The 16,315-nt window shown below is 57.7% G+C and carries 14 protein-coding genes; 4 read left to right on the forward strand and 10 right to left on the reverse strand.

The window, feature by feature from the left end; translation table 11 throughout:
* Positions 1-2: 2 nt before the first annotated feature.
* The 3 genes from ACS4NR_RS07665 to ACS4NR_RS07675 form a co-directional block, all read right to left on the reverse strand.
* Positions 3-767 carry an SDR family oxidoreductase gene (locus tag ACS4NR_RS07665; RefSeq protein ID WP_456019588.1) on the reverse strand — a complete coding sequence of 255 codons (765 nt, stop codon included), beginning with the start codon at positions 765-767 and terminating at the stop codon, positions 3-5.
* A 45-nt stretch (positions 768-812) separates the two neighbouring features.
* A complete protein-coding gene (locus ACS4NR_RS07670) occupies positions 813-1,505 on the reverse strand; it encodes a fumarylacetoacetate hydrolase family protein (RefSeq protein ID WP_456019589.1) in 693 nt (230 codons plus the stop codon).
* Positions 1,506-1,604: 99 nt separating this feature from the next.
* A complete protein-coding gene (locus tag ACS4NR_RS07675; protein WP_456019590.1) occupies positions 1,605-2,954 on the reverse strand; it encodes an MFS transporter in 1,350 nt (449 codons plus the stop codon).
* Between the two features lie 590 nt (positions 2,955-3,544).
* On the opposite strand from ACS4NR_RS07675, the gene ACS4NR_RS07680 reads away from it, so the two are divergent.
* On the forward strand, positions 3,545-4,477 hold the full coding sequence (locus ACS4NR_RS07680; RefSeq protein ID WP_456019591.1) for an AraC family transcriptional regulator: 933 nt from the start codon (positions 3,545-3,547) through the stop codon (positions 4,475-4,477).
* Between the two features lie 92 nt (positions 4,478-4,569).
* Here the strand turns inward: ACS4NR_RS07680 and ACS4NR_RS07685 are convergent, their stop codons facing one another.
* Positions 4,570-5,859, reverse strand: a complete 1,290-nt coding sequence (locus ACS4NR_RS07685) for a carbohydrate porin (protein WP_456019592.1) — start codon at positions 5,857-5,859, stop codon at positions 4,570-4,572.
* Between ACS4NR_RS07685 and ACS4NR_RS07690 the strand changes: the two genes are divergently transcribed.
* Positions 5,858-5,980 (forward strand): hypothetical protein, encoded by a 123-nt coding sequence (locus ACS4NR_RS07690; protein ID WP_456019593.1) that lies wholly within the window; start codon positions 5,858-5,860, stop codon positions 5,978-5,980. The two genes, ACS4NR_RS07685 and ACS4NR_RS07690, sit on opposite strands and share 2 nt — an antisense overlap.
* On the opposite strand, the gene ACS4NR_RS07695 is transcribed toward ACS4NR_RS07690, so the two are convergent.
* Positions 5,965-8,370: a glucose/quinate/shikimate family membrane-bound PQQ-dependent dehydrogenase gene (locus ACS4NR_RS07695; protein ID WP_456019594.1), complete on the reverse strand. Its 2,406-nt coding sequence runs from the start codon at positions 8,368-8,370 to the stop codon at positions 5,965-5,967. The two genes, ACS4NR_RS07690 and ACS4NR_RS07695, sit on opposite strands and share 16 nt — an antisense overlap.
* Before the next feature lie 354 nt (positions 8,371-8,724).
* A complete protein-coding gene (locus ACS4NR_RS07700) occupies positions 8,725-9,594 on the reverse strand; it encodes a LysR family transcriptional regulator (protein WP_456019595.1) in 870 nt (289 codons plus the stop codon).
* A 148-nt stretch (positions 9,595-9,742) separates the two neighbouring features.
* Between ACS4NR_RS07700 and ACS4NR_RS07705 the strand changes: the two genes are divergently transcribed.
* Positions 9,743-10,726 carry a hypothetical protein gene (locus tag ACS4NR_RS07705; protein ID WP_115984668.1) on the forward strand — a complete coding sequence of 328 codons (984 nt, stop codon included), beginning with the start codon at positions 9,743-9,745 and terminating at the stop codon, positions 10,724-10,726.
* A 56-nt stretch (positions 10,727-10,782) separates the two neighbouring features.
* Positions 10,783-11,550, forward strand: a complete 768-nt coding sequence (locus ACS4NR_RS07710) for a sulfite exporter TauE/SafE family protein (protein WP_095135790.1) — start codon at positions 10,783-10,785, stop codon at positions 11,548-11,550.
* Positions 11,551-11,600: 50 nt separating this feature from the next.
* Here the strand turns inward: ACS4NR_RS07710 and tspO are convergent, their stop codons facing one another.
* The 4 genes from tspO to ACS4NR_RS07730 all read right to left on the reverse strand — a co-directional run bounded on the left by tspO (position 11,601) and on the right by ACS4NR_RS07730 (position 16,309).
* Positions 11,601-12,044 (reverse strand): tryptophan-rich sensory protein TspO, encoded by a 444-nt coding sequence (tspO, locus tag ACS4NR_RS07715; RefSeq protein WP_456020372.1) that lies wholly within the window; start codon positions 12,042-12,044, stop codon positions 11,601-11,603.
* 59 nt (positions 12,045-12,103) lie between these two features.
* Positions 12,104-14,293, reverse strand: a complete 2,190-nt coding sequence (locus ACS4NR_RS07720; RefSeq protein WP_456019596.1) for an ATP-binding protein — start codon at positions 14,291-14,293, stop codon at positions 12,104-12,106.
* A gap of 157 nt (positions 14,294-14,450) precedes the next feature.
* A complete protein-coding gene (locus ACS4NR_RS07725) occupies positions 14,451-15,989 on the reverse strand; it encodes a cryptochrome/photolyase family protein (protein ID WP_456019597.1) in 1,539 nt (512 codons plus the stop codon).
* Between the two features lie 14 nt (positions 15,990-16,003).
* Positions 16,004-16,309, reverse strand: coding sequence for a DUF6482 family protein (locus ACS4NR_RS07730; RefSeq protein ID WP_095135795.1), 306 nt, complete (start codon positions 16,307-16,309; stop codon positions 16,004-16,006).
* Positions 16,310-16,315 lie beyond the last annotated feature (6 nt).

Here is a 16,315-nt window from a genome sequence, read left to right on the forward strand (position 1 = left end):
GCTTAACCGCGACCGGCAAAAGGCATGGCCGTGGCCATGACTGTCATGTTCAGGACGTTGGCCGACAGTGGCAGGGCCGCGATATAGCGCACGGCATCAGCCACATGCTTGACGTCGACCATCGGCTCCACGGCGATACTGCCGTTGGCCTGGCGCACACCTTTGGTCATGCGCACCGACATTTCGGTGAGGGCGTTGCCAATATCGATCTGGCTGCAGGCGATGTTGAATTCGCGACCGTCCAGCGCCAGTGATTTCGTCAACCCGAGCACGGCATGTTTGCTGGCGGTATAGGCGCTGCTGAAAGGGCGTGGCGTGTGAGCCGAGATCGAGCCGTTATTGATGATCCGGCCGCCCTGCGGTTGCTGGCGGCGCATCAAACCGAAGGCACCACGAGCGCAGAGGTAAACGCCGTTGAGATTGGTGTCGATCACGTTGCGCCACTGCTCGAACGTCAGTTCATCCAGGGGAACGGCGGGGGCATTGACCCCGGCGTTGTTGAAGACTACGTCAAGGCGTCCATAGACTTCGGCGATGGTGGCAAACAGCACATCGACACTGGCCGGGTCACGCACATCGGTGGGCACCGCCAACGCCTGATGGCCTTGCAGGGCTGCCATCTCGACCAGTTCCTGCAACGGTTCCGGTCGGCGTCCGGCGAGTACCACGGAGTGACCGTCGGCCATCAGACCGAGTGCCACACTGCGGCCGATTCCGCTACCGGCACCGGTCACCAGGGCTACTTTCAAAGGTTGAGCGCTCGACATCTTATTGTTCTCCTGTCTACGAATCAGGTTGGGCGTGGCGCGGGATCAAGTCCGTGGGCCGACGCGCATTTCGAGTTGGCCGATACCGTCGATGCCGGCGTTGATGATGTCGCCCGGTTGCAGCACATCGACGCCGGCCGGGCTGCCGGTCATGATCAGATCGCCGGCCTTGAGCGTCACCGATCGGGAAATCCGGCTGATCACTTCACTGACCGACCAGATCTGGTTATCGAGGCTGTCGCGCTGACGCTCCTGACCGTTGACGTTCAGCCATAGCTCACCGTCGGGATGGCCCAACCGATTGACGGGGACAATGGCGGTCATCGGTGCGGCACCGTCGAACACCTTGGCCCCTTCCCATGGCAAACCGCTGCTTTTGGCCTGGCGCTGCACGTCGCGGCGGGTCAGGTCGAGGCCGGCGGCGTAGCCCCATACATAGGCCAGCGCTTGACTCTCTGGAATATCGGCGCCCCCTTCACCGATGGCGACGACCAGTTCGATTTCGTGGGCGAACTCGTCGGTCAGCGGCGGGAAGGGCACTTCACCAACGGCATCCACCACGTTGCTCGCCGGTTTCATGAAAAATACCGGTGGCTGGCGAGATTGCCCCTGAGTGTCTGGCCAGGGGTAATTACGGCCGACGCAAAACACCCGGCCGACGGGAAAACGTTGCTCACTGCCGACAACCGGCAAGGTCACTGGCAGATCCGGGGTAAAAACATACTCAGTCATGTTCATCCTGTTAAATGTCCTGTCAGAAGCTTCAGCGTACGGCGGCGCTCGTTGGCAAAGTTGGACGAAAGCCGCCTCTGGTTGGAGAAAACGGTGCTTTGCGGCTCAGTTGGTCTTCAATTCGATGCGATACAAACGGCCGAGCAGTAGCGAGTAGGAAAGGGTGCCGATCAGTGCGACAGCGCCAATGAACCAGAAGGCCCAGGCGAACGAGCCGGTGGCATGGACAATCGCCCCGATCACGATCGGCGTAACGATGCCGCCGATGTTCGCGGCCAGACTGGTGATGCCGCCGGTGAGCCCGATGAGTTCCTTGGGCGCCACTTCCGACACCGCCGCCCACGAAGACGAGGCGATGCCCTGAGCGAAGAAGGCCACGGTCAACACGGCAATGCAGATCATGTTGGAGTCGGTGAAATTGACCAGAACGATGGACATTCCGAGCATCGAGCCAATCACCAGCGGCAATTTGCGTGCGAAGGACATCGAGTAGCCCCGGCGAATCAGCAGGTCGGACACAATCCCGGCGAGAAGAATGCCGACGGTGGCGCCCACGAATGGCATCACGGCAAAAATCCCGGCTTTGATCATGGTCAGTTTGCGTTCCTCGATCAGGTAAGTCGGGAACCAGGTGAGGAAAAAGTACAGGGCAGAGGTACTGGCGAACTTGCCAATGCAAATCGCCCAGATCTGCCGGTAGCTGAACAGCTCGGCGATTTGCCGCCAGTTGAAGCGGGTGCGCTCCTGACTGCTCTTGACCAGACCACCGCCTGCTTCGATGTAGGTCAGTTCTTCTTTGCTGACTTTCTTGCAGTTCAACGGGTCGCGATACAGATAAAGCCACAGCACACCAAAAACGATGCCCAGCGCGCCCGTGCTGTAGAAGACATGGCGCCAGTCAAAGGTCGTGGCCAGCCATAACAGCGCCCCGGTAAACAACGCTGTGCCCAGGTACTGGCCGCATACATAGATACTGCTGGCCAGACCGCGCTCGCGAGCCGGAAACCACACCGTGACCGCACGACTGTTGGCCGGAAACGCCGGAGCCTCCATGGCGCCGACGGCCAGGCGCAGACCGAACAGTGAGGCGAATCCGCTGGCAAAACCCTGGCAGACGGTGACCGTCGACCAACTGATCAGCGAGACACCGTAGGTAAAACGGGAACCGAAGCGGTCGGCAATAAACCCGGCCGGCACCAGAGCCAGCGCGTAGGTCCAGGCGAACGCGGAAAAAATCAGGCCCATTTCGATCTTGTCCAGGCCCAGATCCTTGGCCATGAACGGTGCCGCAATCGAAATGTTCACCCGGTCGATGTAGTTGATGATCGTCGCGATCAGCAGCAAAGAGAGCATGAACCAGCGCCGCCGCGAAGGCAGTCGCTGAGGCAACACGGTGTCGCGCGCGCCGGGAAGCAATGGCGCAGCGCTCGATTGGGAAGTGTGGGTATTCGACATGAGTGAGCCTCGTTTTATTGTTAGAAATGTCGAGATGTTTGCGGGCAGCCGACGCCTTGCCCGCAAAAGCAGGGAGCGAGCCATCGAGTGCTGAAAAAAGACAGTGAGCGTTAGCGGCAGACGTTCAGGTTCGTCGTGCGCCAAGCGCTACAGGCATAAGTTCGGGGGGATCAGCGGGGAGCAATAGCAGAGTCATGACGTGCGCACCTTTGATTGTTTTTGAAAGAGGTCGGGCTGCATGGGTAATCACAGTGGTCGTACAACCTTGTTAAAGCAATCCGGGTTTTAGATCGTTTTTTTGTTGAAAAACCGATTTGGCAAACCTGTCCAAAAACATCCCACAGTAAATCTGTATGGCGTCGCCGCCTGATAATTGCCTACCTATTTGTTTTTAAACGGAAAATCTAAATCATCCACAATTTATTTTTTTGGACAGTCGAAATCGATTCGCGCACTGGCAAAATTTTTCACGAGCAGAGACATCGTATGACTTCTTGAAGGAGCACCCCTGAGGCTTCAAGATAAACATCGCCACTTGCCCGGCAACGCCAGGACAACCTGCCAACGTACCTGTCGAGGATTCTCAAAAAATGTCGTCACCCAGCCGTGTCCCCACCTTTGTCATGCAGCAACGTAGTGAACTCACCGACTTTTACATTCGCGACAAACAGGGCCGCCGCGCCGAGACCAGCCCGCATCGGCATGAGTACTTCCAGATTCAGGTCAACCTCGGCGGCGACACCGTGCAGCACATTGGCAACGCTGTGCGTCCGTTTCCGCGCAATACGCTGGCCTTTATCCTGCCGCATCGGGTGCATGTGATCCCGCATCCTGCGGACAGCAAGTTCATGGTGATCAACTTCTCCCAAACCTTCCTGTTGCCGCATTTGCAGTGCGACCCGATGGATCTGGAGGAGGTGTCGATTCTTCTCGCGCCTGAGCTGTCGCCGTTCCGCTTTCAGGAGCATCTGGACTTCGTTCTGGAGGATGCGGATTTCAACAAGGTCTGTGCCTTGATCGAGCAGATGCGCACGCTGGATGAGAACCGCCAGTTAGGTACCCGCGAAATGCTCAAGGGCTTGTTGCTGCAACTGATCGGCAACGTGTGTTTTCTGTATGCCGAACCGCTCAAACGCCTGGCAGAGGAAAATGCGGCTGAAGCCAGTCGACGCGATGCGCTGAGCCGCATGTATGAGTATCTGCGCAAGAACATTGCCGATCCCGATCTGAATCTGATCAAGGTAGCGGCCGCGACCTATCTGTCTCCGACGTACCTGACGCACTGGTTACGCAAGGAAATCGGCAAGACGTTTACCGAACTGGTGCTCGAACGCAGGATGCACGCAGCGCGCAATTACCTGCTTAACGGCACACGGCCGGTGGGCGAGGTGGCGAGGTTGTGCGGCTTCGCGGATGAGGCTTATTTTTCCCGGCGCTTCCGCCAGATCCACGGCCAGCCTCCGGGGCAATTCCGGCGTCGGCAGCTTGATCCCGATACGCCGCAGTCAGCGTTGAACACGTGATAAGAGAGCCTCCCGAGTCGCGATAATCGAGCAACAAAAAACCCGGCGATAGGCCGGGTTGTTTGAGTCTGCAATTGCTTCACATCGAAGGTTCAGAGCGAGGCTTTCACCTGCAAGCCAAACACCAACGCATTGTCGATGTCCTGCCCGGAAAACGCGCCCGGTTCGATGATGTATTGCATGTTCGGGCGCAGCGTCAGCCAAGGCGTGGCCTGGTAGCCGTAGCCGAGTTCGATCAACTGCTCGCCACTGTCCAGGTTCGGGAACTGCGTGCCGTTGGCCATGGCGGCGTCCTGTTGCACGTCGCGGCTGCGCGGGTTAGGCACGGCGCGGCCGTAGCCCAGAGCAACGGTGTCGCGCGGGCGACCTTCGAACGGTTTGTACAGCACCAGTCCGGTGCCATACCACTTGCTGAACGGCGAAGCCGCTTCGCTGGCCGCCGAGTACTGGCCGAACGCATGCAGGCTGCGGCCCTCGGACGTTGGCGAACTCCACACCGCCTGATCGATCAGCAAGTAGTGACCGCCACGGCCGGATACTTCTTTGTCACTGCCGATGCGTTTCACGTCGGAGCTGTCGTAGTAGTAACCCAGCTTGTATTCGCCGGGCAATTGGCCCGCGTGCTTGTACACCAGTTCGATCGGCACCACGGTGCCGGTGGTGTGTTTCGGGCCCAGATGCCAGGCGCGGCTGGAGTTGCCGTTGCTTTCCGGATCGACGTTGAACGCGGCCACGCGCAGTTGCCAGGACGGCGACAAGTCGTATTTCACCCGCACGCCCAGGTGTGCGTTGGGATAGTTGGTCCAGCCACTGCCGCCGGACATGTTCAGCGGATGGCCGCAGAAACCGGCGTTCATGAAGTTGCACAGAATGCCGCTGTCCAGACCACCGAGGTCGTTGCCCATGGCCATGTAACCCAGCTTCACGTTGAGCGCTGGAGTGAACAGGCTGCGCTCGTAGCTGAGTTCGGTCAGGCGGGTGTAGAGACCACCGTAGTTTTCCTGGATCGGCAGGCGGTTGCCAACCAGATCTTCGGAGGCGCTGTTGCCGCGGCGGTCGTTGATGGTCAGCTGAACCTTGCCGGCGTTCTCTACGCCATACAACTTGCTCAGGTCGAACTGCGCGCCGAGCTTGATGTTCTGCGAGTAACGGCCGGAGCGATGCAGGCCGCCATCGGCGTTGTAAGCCATTTCACCGGTGTAATCGCCGGTGAACTTGATGCCGTCCTGGTCCATCTGGTGGCGCAGACCGCCCCAATCGCCGGTCAGGGTATTGCGGGTCAACAGGTTTGAATCGGTATCGGCGAAGGCGGGCAGGGTGGCGCTGCAGGTCAGGCCCAACAGCACGCCATTGACCCAGCCGTTACGAGTAAAACCAAACATGGAGATCTTCCTGCTCAAAGCGGTAGCGATATCGGAAAGCGGCGCGGCACCCTCAGGTGCCGCGCGCAAAAAAGAAGCGCCCGTGTTCAGCACGGGCGCTGCGGCTTACGGCAAGGCGTAAGCCATCACGTAGTCGCCGCGATCGGTCGACTGACGTGCACCACCGGCGGTGACGACGATGTACTGCTTGCCGGTCTTCGGCGACACGTAGGTCATCGGGCCGCCCTGACTGCCAACCGGCAGGCGCGCTTTCCACACCTCTTCACCGTTGCCGCTGTTGAAGGCGCGCAGGTAGAAGTCCTGGGTGCCGGCGATAAAGATCAGGCCACCCTGGGTCGACAGGGTGCCGCCGAGGGTTGGCAGACCGATCTTGATCGGCAAGTGCATGCGGATGCCCAAGGGACCTGTGTCTTCAACGGTGCCGACCGGAACCTGCCAGGCAACTTTCTGAGTCTTCATGTCGATCGCGGTCAGCGTGCCAAACGGCGGAGCCTGGCAAGGAATGCCGGCCACCGACAGGAAGCGGTTTTTGTTCACCGCATACGGCGTGCCTTTGAGCGGTACCGCGCCCATGCCGGTGTTCAACGCTTCGCCACCGGAGGAGGCCTGAGCCTTGTTCTGCGACGGGATCATCTGAATCCACAGACCCAGGCGCATGTCGTTGACGAAGATGAAGCCGTGCACCGGGTCAGTGGAGATGCTGCCCCAATTCATGCCGCCCAGCGAACCCGGGAAGCTCAGCGATTTGTCGGTACCCGGCGCGGTGTACAGGCCGTCGTAACGCATCGATTTGAAATCGATCCGGCACAGCAACTGGTCGTACGGGGTGGCGCCCCACATGTCCGACTCAGTCAGGTGCTGGGCACCGATCTGTGGCATGCCCACCGATTTTGGCTGGGTTGGCGAGTACGGTTCGTTCGGGATGTTCGCGGCTTTGACCGGGACTTCTTTAACCTCGGTCAACGGTTTGCCGGTGGCGCGATCAAGCACGTAGATCTGCCCGGCCTTGGTGCCGATGACCAGCGCCGGAACGCTTTTGCCGTCCTTGGTGAAGTCGATCAGGCTCGGCTGCATCGGCAGGTCGAAGTCCCAGAGATCGTTGTGCACGGTCTGGAACACCCAGCGTTCATCACCGGTGGTGGCGTCCAGCGCGAGGATCGAGGCGCCGTAGGTGTGATCGAGTTTGCTGCGCTCGACACCATAGATGTCGGTGGACGAGCTGCCCATCGGCAGGAACACGGTGTTGGTCGCCGGATCGTAGGACATCGGCGCCCAGCTGTTCGGCGTGCTGCGCACATACGTGCTGCCATCGGCCGGTGCCTGTTTGTCCTGCGGGTTGCCCGGGTCGAAGGCCCAGCGCATGGCGCCGGTGATCACGTCAAAACCACGGATCACGCCGCCCGGCATGTCGGTTTGTACGTTGTCGGCCACACGACCGCCGACCACCACAGTGGTACCGGCCATCAACGGCGCGGAGGAGAGCTGGTAGTAGCTGTCCGGCACGTCACCGAGACCGGCCTTCAGATCAACCTGACCGTTGTTGCCGAAACCCTGGCAGAACTCGCCGGTGTCGGCATCGACCGCGATCAGGCGGGCGTCGATGGTGTTGGTCAGCAGACGGCGCTGGCAGTTGGCGGCCGGCGCCGGTTTGGCTTCGATGATGCTCGAATTGCTTGGCTGAGCGATGCTCTTGGTCGCATCGAAATAAGCCATGCCACGGCAACGCTGCCAGACTTTGGATTTGGCGTTGATCGCGTTCTTCCACAGCTCTTTGCCGGTGTCGGCATCCAGCGCGATCAGGTTGTTGTGCGGGGTGCAGATGAACACTTTGTTGCCGATCTGCAGCGGAGTGAGCTGGTCTTCGGCACCGTTGCCATCGCTCTCGGCGACGTCACCGGTGTGGTAGGTCCACGCCACTTTCAGCTTGTCGACATTGTTGCGGTTGATCTGGTCCAGCGCAGCAAAGCGGCTGCCGCCTTCGGTATTGCCGTAGTGCGCCCAGTCTTTTTGCGCCTTGTCCGGCTCAACCGGGGTCACGCCTGGACCAGTGCCGGTCGCGGCGACAGTCGGGTGCGCAACGAACATATTGCCGGCAGCCACCGCCAGTCCCACGGCCAGGACAGCGGCAACGGCGTAAGCGCCACGACCCGGAACATCACCGTTGGCACGCTTGAGCAGCGGGTAGACCAGCGTCACCGCCAGACCCACGGCGCTGAACATGAACAGGCGCGAGAACACCGGCCAGAACACCAGCCCGGCATCGCTCACCGCCCAGATCGCTGTCCCGAGCAGAAATGCCGCGAACAGCCAGGCGCCGGCCGTCTTGAAGCGAGCAATCAGCAGACCGGATACGGCCATCACCAGACCACCCACGAGGAAGTACCACGACCCTCCCAGGCTGACCAGCTTCACTCCGCCAGCCGCAAGTGCCAGGCCGAGCAGGGCGATGATCACCCCCAGCCCGACCAGAATGAATTTTGATATGCCCGAGAGGCGTTGACTCTGCTTCACGTTGAATGTCCCGTTGAAATGAGGCGTGCATTATATAGATAGGTAACTACCTAGTTAAATCACTAATTCAGCATGAAGCATAGATCACCGTGCCTGTGCGGGTTTGCGAGCAGGCACGAGCGCTCGCGGGACGGACAAGGACTGGTCTTGCGTCAGCTAAAGTCGCGCTTTTGTCTGGATAAATGGGATTTTTGACAGGTGGGAAGGGTGAGTCGAAAAGCGCGATTTCGAAATGCCAGCCATCAACCGACATACGGTTGCACCCTTTTCGGCTGCACAAGGACGATGCTCAGTAAGGTCAACACGCCGCGCGCGCACTGAATTCAGTGAGCACGCCGTACTGCAGACATGACCTCAGACGTTCTTGAATTCCTCTACGAGCAGCTCCGCAAATTTTTCTTTTGCTCGATGGGGCCCGCTGTTTTTATTCCCTATAAAATAATTTTGTATTGGCAGCAGGTCGTCAAATACATAGCCGCTTATGTCACCAATCCGCCGAAACTGTTCAAATACGCCTCTGGGAACTAACGAAACACCCGCTTTGGAGCTGACGCAACCGAGAATGGTGCCATAGCTGGCGATGCTGGTAATGGAACCAGAGACATCGTGCGCGTCCAGCCAGGTTTCCAGCGCTCTTCTATAAGGACAGCCTTCAGGCCACATGAATATGTCCGTGCCACTCAGGTCTTGCGGTTTATGTATCTGTCCCGCGGCTGAAGAGGCAATCAATACCAGTTCTTCCTTGTAGATTTCGATACTTTCAATATCCGGATGATCCTGATTGACGGCAATGATGGCGCCGTCCAGTTTATGATCAACCACATCATTCAATAACTGCGACCAATCACCTGTGCTGAATTGCATTTGCACAGACGGATAGAGTTGATGGTACTTTGAGAGCAGCTTGGGCAGTCTGCCAGTGGCCGATGACTCTATTGCCCCGATCTTCAATAGTCCTGACGGCGCCGCCGCAGGATCGAGAGCTCTTTGTGATTCTTGGCATAAAGACAGTATTTTGTTTGCGTAGCCGAGAAATAATCTACCGGAAGGGCTGATAACAAGTCCCCGGCCTTTCCTGATAAACAATGAAACACCGAGCTCCTTCTCTAGAAGTTTGATTCTATTGGTAATGTTTGATGGGACGCAGTGCAGTAGTTCAGAGGCGCGAATGATACTTCCGTGATCCGCGACCGTCTTGAACATAGTAAGTTGAGAAAGCTCCATGCTATTGCTCACTTATAATGAATGATTTGATCATTATAATTCACTTGTCGCCACCCATCAAGTGACATACTGTTCAAGTCCTGATTTGATTATGGAAGTTTAAATCAGGGGGCCAACTCGACATATCTTTAGGGAGAAGGATAAGCTCATGAACTCAACCATGTTGCAGAGTCGCCTTGACGCGTTTGACAGTTACAGGTCTATGCAAGAGTTTGGTGAGGTTTTTATTGATGCGCTGCCAAAGCACATAAAGAACCTGAAAATACCGGGTCGAGTCATATTGCAAAATCAGCGCAGACAGCCAGTAATGGCAAATGTCACGCACATTGCTGACATTCAGGATTCCATGCTGGAGGTGCTCAATCATTCCATTACCCAGGAAGCCCAACGCCATGCGGAGAACGCGTTCAAAGCGTTTCTTCAAACAGACACAGTGAGTTCAGCTGTTCTGAAATTTTTTAACGGATGGAATGAAACGCATAAAACTACTAGCCTGGTCTCTGCAAAGATAATTATGCGGCTTTCAGCAGATGCAATGTCCGTACCTGCTGAAAAACAAATTGAATATCTCAATGTCATGGCACATATGCATGAAGTTGCAAAAGACGACTTCGGGCTCGGACACCCAGGGCATGACGGTATGTACGAATACATGACTTCGGCTTTTGCCGCGACTGCCTGGGTTGAAAGTCAATACAAGGTTCGGGAGTGCAATGAGTTTTCAGACTTTCTTTACAATACGGGCATCGCAGAGCACAAGTCCGCTCTGAACTCGCTTGAGCACAAAAGCTCAATTATGGATGCGATGATGGTTTCTATTGCTTCTGAACTCTGGAATGGTCGTGAGTATAACTTTATCGCTCAGTACATTGAGGATAAGTTGCTTGAAGTCAATCCATTGTTGAAAAACAATGTGCATGCACTACGTAACGCCAAAGGTTACGTGATGGGCCACTCGGGGGAAGTCGAAAACAAACATGGCCTGCATGCTTTGGCCGCAGCGCAAGCGTATGGCCGAACGATGGATCTACCCTTTAAACTCGGCCGCCTGAAAGGCATCATGCTCAACTACAATGAGCGCGTAGGCAGAGCTTTCGAGGCCATGTACCGAAATCTGAATACGGAAAAATAGCTTCGAGGATGTTGTGATGCTTTACGGAGAATTACAGTTCCGAAAGGGTCCCCTGCATGGATTTTGAACAGGCGTTGTTCGCCTTGGGTTTTTTTGCTTTCTGCGGTGGTTTGATAGATGCGGCGGTCGGTGGTGGCGGGCTTGTACAGCTGCCAGCACTTCTACATGCCCTGCCTCAGTATAGTTTGGCCACTGTTTTTGGAACCAATAAGCTGGCGGTTCTGGCGGGCAACCTTTCTTCGATATACAGCTATACCAAAAGAATAAAAATCGTCTGGAAATTGATGCTGCCCACCATGCTTTCAGCATTTGTTTTTGCGTTTCTTGGTGCGTTTTCCGTTTCAATTGTTCCAAAGAAAATCATGGAGTTTGTAGTTTTTTTTATTTTGATAGCCATGGCCATATATACCTTTGCGGAAAAAAGATTAGGCCTGGTCAGCACTGACTTTCATTGCGGAACAAAAGAAATTGCCTGGGGCATTTTTTTTGGTGGCCTGATCGGGTTTTATGACGGCGTCTTCGGTCCGGGCAGCGGTAGCCTACTGTTATTCATCTTCGTCAAATACTTTGGTTTTGATTTTTTGAACGCATCCGCCTCTGCAAAACTGGTCAATCTGGGCACCTTCAGCGCAGCACTCCTGTTTTTTGTGCCAACCGGAAATGTACTGTGGGCTGTAGGTGGAGTCGTAGCGCTGTGCAACATCGCCGGTTCCCTCACCGGAGTATTTCTGGCACTGCGTTACGGAAGTGGCTTTATTCGGATCTTTTTCCTGATTTTGCTGGTTTTTCTGATTGGCAGAATGGGGCTGTCTCTATTTTCATAGATCAAAACGAGCCCCTTCAGCACTTGAAAATCACTGGACGTCAGTCTTGCTCACCTTGGGTTATTGCGCAGAATCGAGAAATTCAACGCCGCCGCCACACACAGCCAGGCCAGATAAGGAAACAGGATCAACCCGGTGATCAAATCCAGGCGCAACGCCATAAAAACCATCACCGCGACCACCAGCCACAACAGCAGCAGAATCACCATGGCGGCGGCCACCTGATGCGCGCCGAAGAACACCGGCGTCCACAACGTGTTCAAGGCAATCTGCGCCGCCCACAGCGCCAGTACTGTCTGACTGCCAGGAATCAGGCTCAAGCGATAACCGGCCCAGGCCAGCAATAGATAGATTATTGTCCAGGCCACCGGAAACGCCCAATTGGGTGGAGTAAATCCGGGCTTGTTCAGCCCTTCGTACCATGGCCCGGGTTTGAAAATCACCCCGGTAGTCGCCGCAGCGCCGCACGCGATCAGAAAAATCAGAAACGTCACCATTTATCACTCCTTGGCCGCAGCCACTCTGTCTGAATTCATATCACCATGACGGTGGTTTATTCGGATTTCACCGCCATCAGGTCGCTAACCCGCGCCACCAGCGTGTCGACGGCAAACGGCTTGGTCAGCACCTGCATGTCCGGGCCCAATTGACCGGCGCCAATCACCGCGTTTTCCGCGTACCCGGTAATGAACAGGGTCTTCAGATTCTGGCGGATTTCCCGGCCGGCGTCGGCCAGTTGCCGACCGTTCATGCCGCCCGGCAAGCCGACGTCGGTGATCAGCAAGTCGATGTGAATGTCCGAGCGCAACATCTTCAGCCCGACCACGCTGTCAGCGGCCTCTATCAAGGTGTAGCCGAGATCGCCGAGCACGTCAGTCAGCAGCGAACGCACCGTAGGCTCGTCGTCCACCACCAGAATCGTCTCGCCAGACTTGGGCAAGGCTGCCGGCGTGTTGTCCTTGTGATCCTGATTCGGCACGGGCTCGCCATGGTAGCGCGGCAGATAAATGCACATCTCGGTGCCCTGACCGACCTGCGAATGCACGCGCACCTGGCCACCGGACTGCTTGGCGAAACCGTAGATCATCGACAGCCCCAACCCGGTGCCCTGGCCCAGCGGTTTGGTGGTGAAGAACGGATCGAAGGCCTTGGCGATCACATCGGCAGTCATGCCAGTGCCGGTATCAGTCACGCACAGGCACAGGTATTCGCCCTCGGGCATGTCCAGCGTGCGCGCCGTCTCGCAGTCCAGCGCACGGTTGGCCGTCTCGATGGTGATGCGCCCGCCGTCCGGCATCGCGTCGCGCGCGTTGATGCACAGGTTGAGCAGGGCGTTCTCCAACTGACTGGCATCCACCAGCGTTGGCCAGAGTCCCGGCGCGCCGAGGGTTTCCAGGACGATGCTGGGGCCTACCGTACGCTGGATCAGTTCGGTCATGCCGGTCATCAGCGTGTTGACATCGGTTGGTCGTGGATCGAGGGTCTGGCGTCTGGAAAACGCCAGCAGACGGTGGGTCAGGGCGGCGGCTCGCTTGACCGCGCCCTGGGCGGTCACCATGTATTTGTCGACCTCGTTCAGCCGGCCCTGACTTATGCGCGCGCCCATCAACTCCAGCGCGCCGGAAATGCCGGCCAGCAAATTGTTGAAGTCATGCGCCAGGCCTCCGGTCAGTTGGCCGACGGCTTCCATTTTCTGCGACTGACGCAGTTTCTCTTCGGCCTGCATCAACTCTGCGGTGCGCGATGACACGCGCTGCTCCAGCGTATCGTTGAGCGCGCGCAACGCGGCGATGGCGCGGTCGCGCTCCGCTTCGACATTGCGCCGTTCCTCGACATCGATCAGCACGCCGGGAAAGCGCAGCGGCGTTCCATCATCGGCACATTCAACACGGCCGTTGGCCTCGATCCACTGATATTTGCCGTCAGCGCGGCGCACACGGTACTGGTGGGAGTAGGCACCACCGCGGCCGATGGCTTCGTTGATCGCGGTGGTCAGTCCATCCTGGTCTTCGGGATGCACGGTCACCATGACTTGTTCGAGGCTGAGCCCTTCGCGGCCCAGCGCCGGGTCGAGGTCAAACACCCGGGCGAACGCTTCGTCCACGGCAAAACGGTCAGTGAGCAGGTCCCAGTGCCAGGTGCCGATGATCGCACCGGCGGCGAGCGCCAGTTGCACGCGCTCGACGTTCTCCCGCGCAATGGCCTCGCTGGCTCGCAAGCGCTCCTCGGCGTCGCGCCGCTCGGTGACGTCGTTGAACAGAATGGCGATCTGCCGGTCAGCCGGATCGCCGACACGCACCGCGCGTACGTCGAACCAGCGTTCGAAGGTGTTAGCGTAGCTCTCGAAGTTCGCCGGCTCTCCGGTCTTGGCCACGTGGCCATAGGTTTCGAACCAGAATTTTTCCAGATTGGGCGCGAACTCGGTCACCCATTTGCCGCGCAGGTTGACCCCGCACTGGTGTTCGAACGCCGGGTTGGCTTCGACGAAGTAATAGTCGACGGGCTTATCCTCGGCGTCGAATTTGACCTTGACGATGGCGAACGCCGACTCGATGGTTTCCAGAATGGTGATGAAGCGAGCCTCGCTGCGTGCGAGCGCATCCCGACTGGCTTGCAGTTGCGCCGCCATGTCGCGATCGAGGTCAACGACCTGTGTGTCGACCTGAGGGCACTGAAGCGCCGCGCGCAATCGCCTTACCTCTGACTCAAGCGCTTCGCGGCTAAGGTGTTCAAGGGTATCCATGTGACCTGCTTATTGAATTTTCAGGGTCTGGCTTCATACAGCGCGTAGGCACACACGAGCAGTGAAAGTTGCGCTCGCAAGGGATTCGACCGCCAATCATCCGTTGACCGGGCGCGCTGTACTTAAGTTTCACCACCCGCGCAAGCGAGCGTTCATTTCAGATCGATTCGCCGTTATCCAGACGCGCCAACAGGTTCTGCCCGCGTTGCCACAGCGCCTCCTGTTTGGCTTGCGGCATGCGGTCGAGGTTCTTGTACATCATCGCCATGCGCTGATTGCCGCGCAGTTGCTCACCGTGGCGCATCAGGAAATGCCAGTACAGCGAATTGAACGGGCAGGCATTGTCCGCCGTACTTTCGCTGACCTTGTAGGCACAACCTCGGCAGTAGTCGGACATGCGATTGATGTATTGGCCACTGGCGCAATAAGGTTTGGAACCGAGATAGCCGCCATCGGCATGCATGACCATGCCCAGCGTGTTGGGCAGCTCGACCCAGTCAAAGGCATCCATGTAGATCGCCAGATACCACTCGCAGATCTGGCTCGGCGCGATGCCGGCGAGCAGGGCAAAATTGCCGGTGACCATCAGCCGCTGAATGTGGTGCGCGTAGGCGTGCTGCAGACTTTGGCCGATGGCCTGGCGCATGCAGTTCATCTGCGTAGCGCCGGTCCAGTAGAACTCGGGCAGTGGCCGGTCGTTGCCGAATACATTGCCCAGTGCGTAGTCCGGCATTTTCAGCCAGTACACGCCGCGCACATATTCCCGCCAGCCGATCAGTTGCCGAATGAAGCCTTCGGCGGCATTCAGCGCAATCCTGCCGGCCCAATAAGCCGACTCGACGTCGCTGCACAACTGCCGCAAATCCAGCAGGCCTATATTAAGCGCAGCGCTGATGCGCGCATGAAACAGAAACGGTTCGTCACTGGCCATGGCGTCCTGATAGTCGCCGAATCCTGCCAGGCCATAATCCAGAAAATATTCCCATAGCGCTTGCGCGTCGGCGTGGGTGACTGGGTAGTTGAAGTCGTCGAGTGCACCGTAATGCTGACTGAAGCGCGCCTTCACCAGATCCAGCACTTCACCGGTGATCGCGTCATTACTGAAACGGATCGGGTAGGGGGCTTTCACGCCTTTGGGCAGGGCCTTGCGATTCTCGGCATCGAAATTCCACGCGCCGCCCACCGGCGTGCCGTCGCCATTGAGCAGCAAGCGACTCTTGCGGCGCATCTCGCGATAGAAGAACTCCATGCGCAACTGCTTTTTGCCGGCGGCCCAGGCGGCGAACTCATCACGACTGCAAAGAAAACGCATATCGGCGTGCCAATGGATGGGCAAGCCACAGTCCCTGATCGATTGCTCCAGGCGCCAGTCCCCGCATTCGGTGACGTGCACTTCCTCGGCGTGCAACCGCTGTTGCCAGCGGCGTAACTCCCCCGGTACCGAGCCGCTGTTGTGCGGATCATCCAGGGTCACGTATTCGACGCTGACTCCTTGGTCTCGCAGTGCCTCGGCGAAATGGCGCATGGCGCTGAAGATCAGGGCAATCTTTTGCGGATGGTGCGGCACATGGCTGGCTTCTTCCATGACCTCGACCAGCAGCACAGTGTCGCGCTCGCTATCGAGCGTCTGCAATGAAGCCAGATCGAAGGACAACTGATCGCCCAGCACCAGGCACAACCGACGTTTCTGGTTCATTCACAGCATCCGTTTCATAGCGGTGTGGCCAACGAAAACGGAATCCGCAGCTCTTCGACGGGCCCGGTATCACGCCCGCACATTTCATCGTGCACGCATTGCTGCACCAGCACGCAGGGGAATGCCGGCACGGTCTGCAGCAGGTCACGCAGATGGGTGATTGAACGCAGATGCATCGGTTTGGCTGCATCGTCGAGCAAGGTGAACTGGCCGTGATCCAGGCGGATGCGGGCCAGATAAAAACCACCTTCAAGCGACAGCAACTCCAGCTCACGAATTTCGCTGTTGGCCGCACGTTCGGTCAGGGTTTGCAGATTCATGCTTCA

The organism is Pseudomonas sp. JQ36, assembly GCF_053851495.1.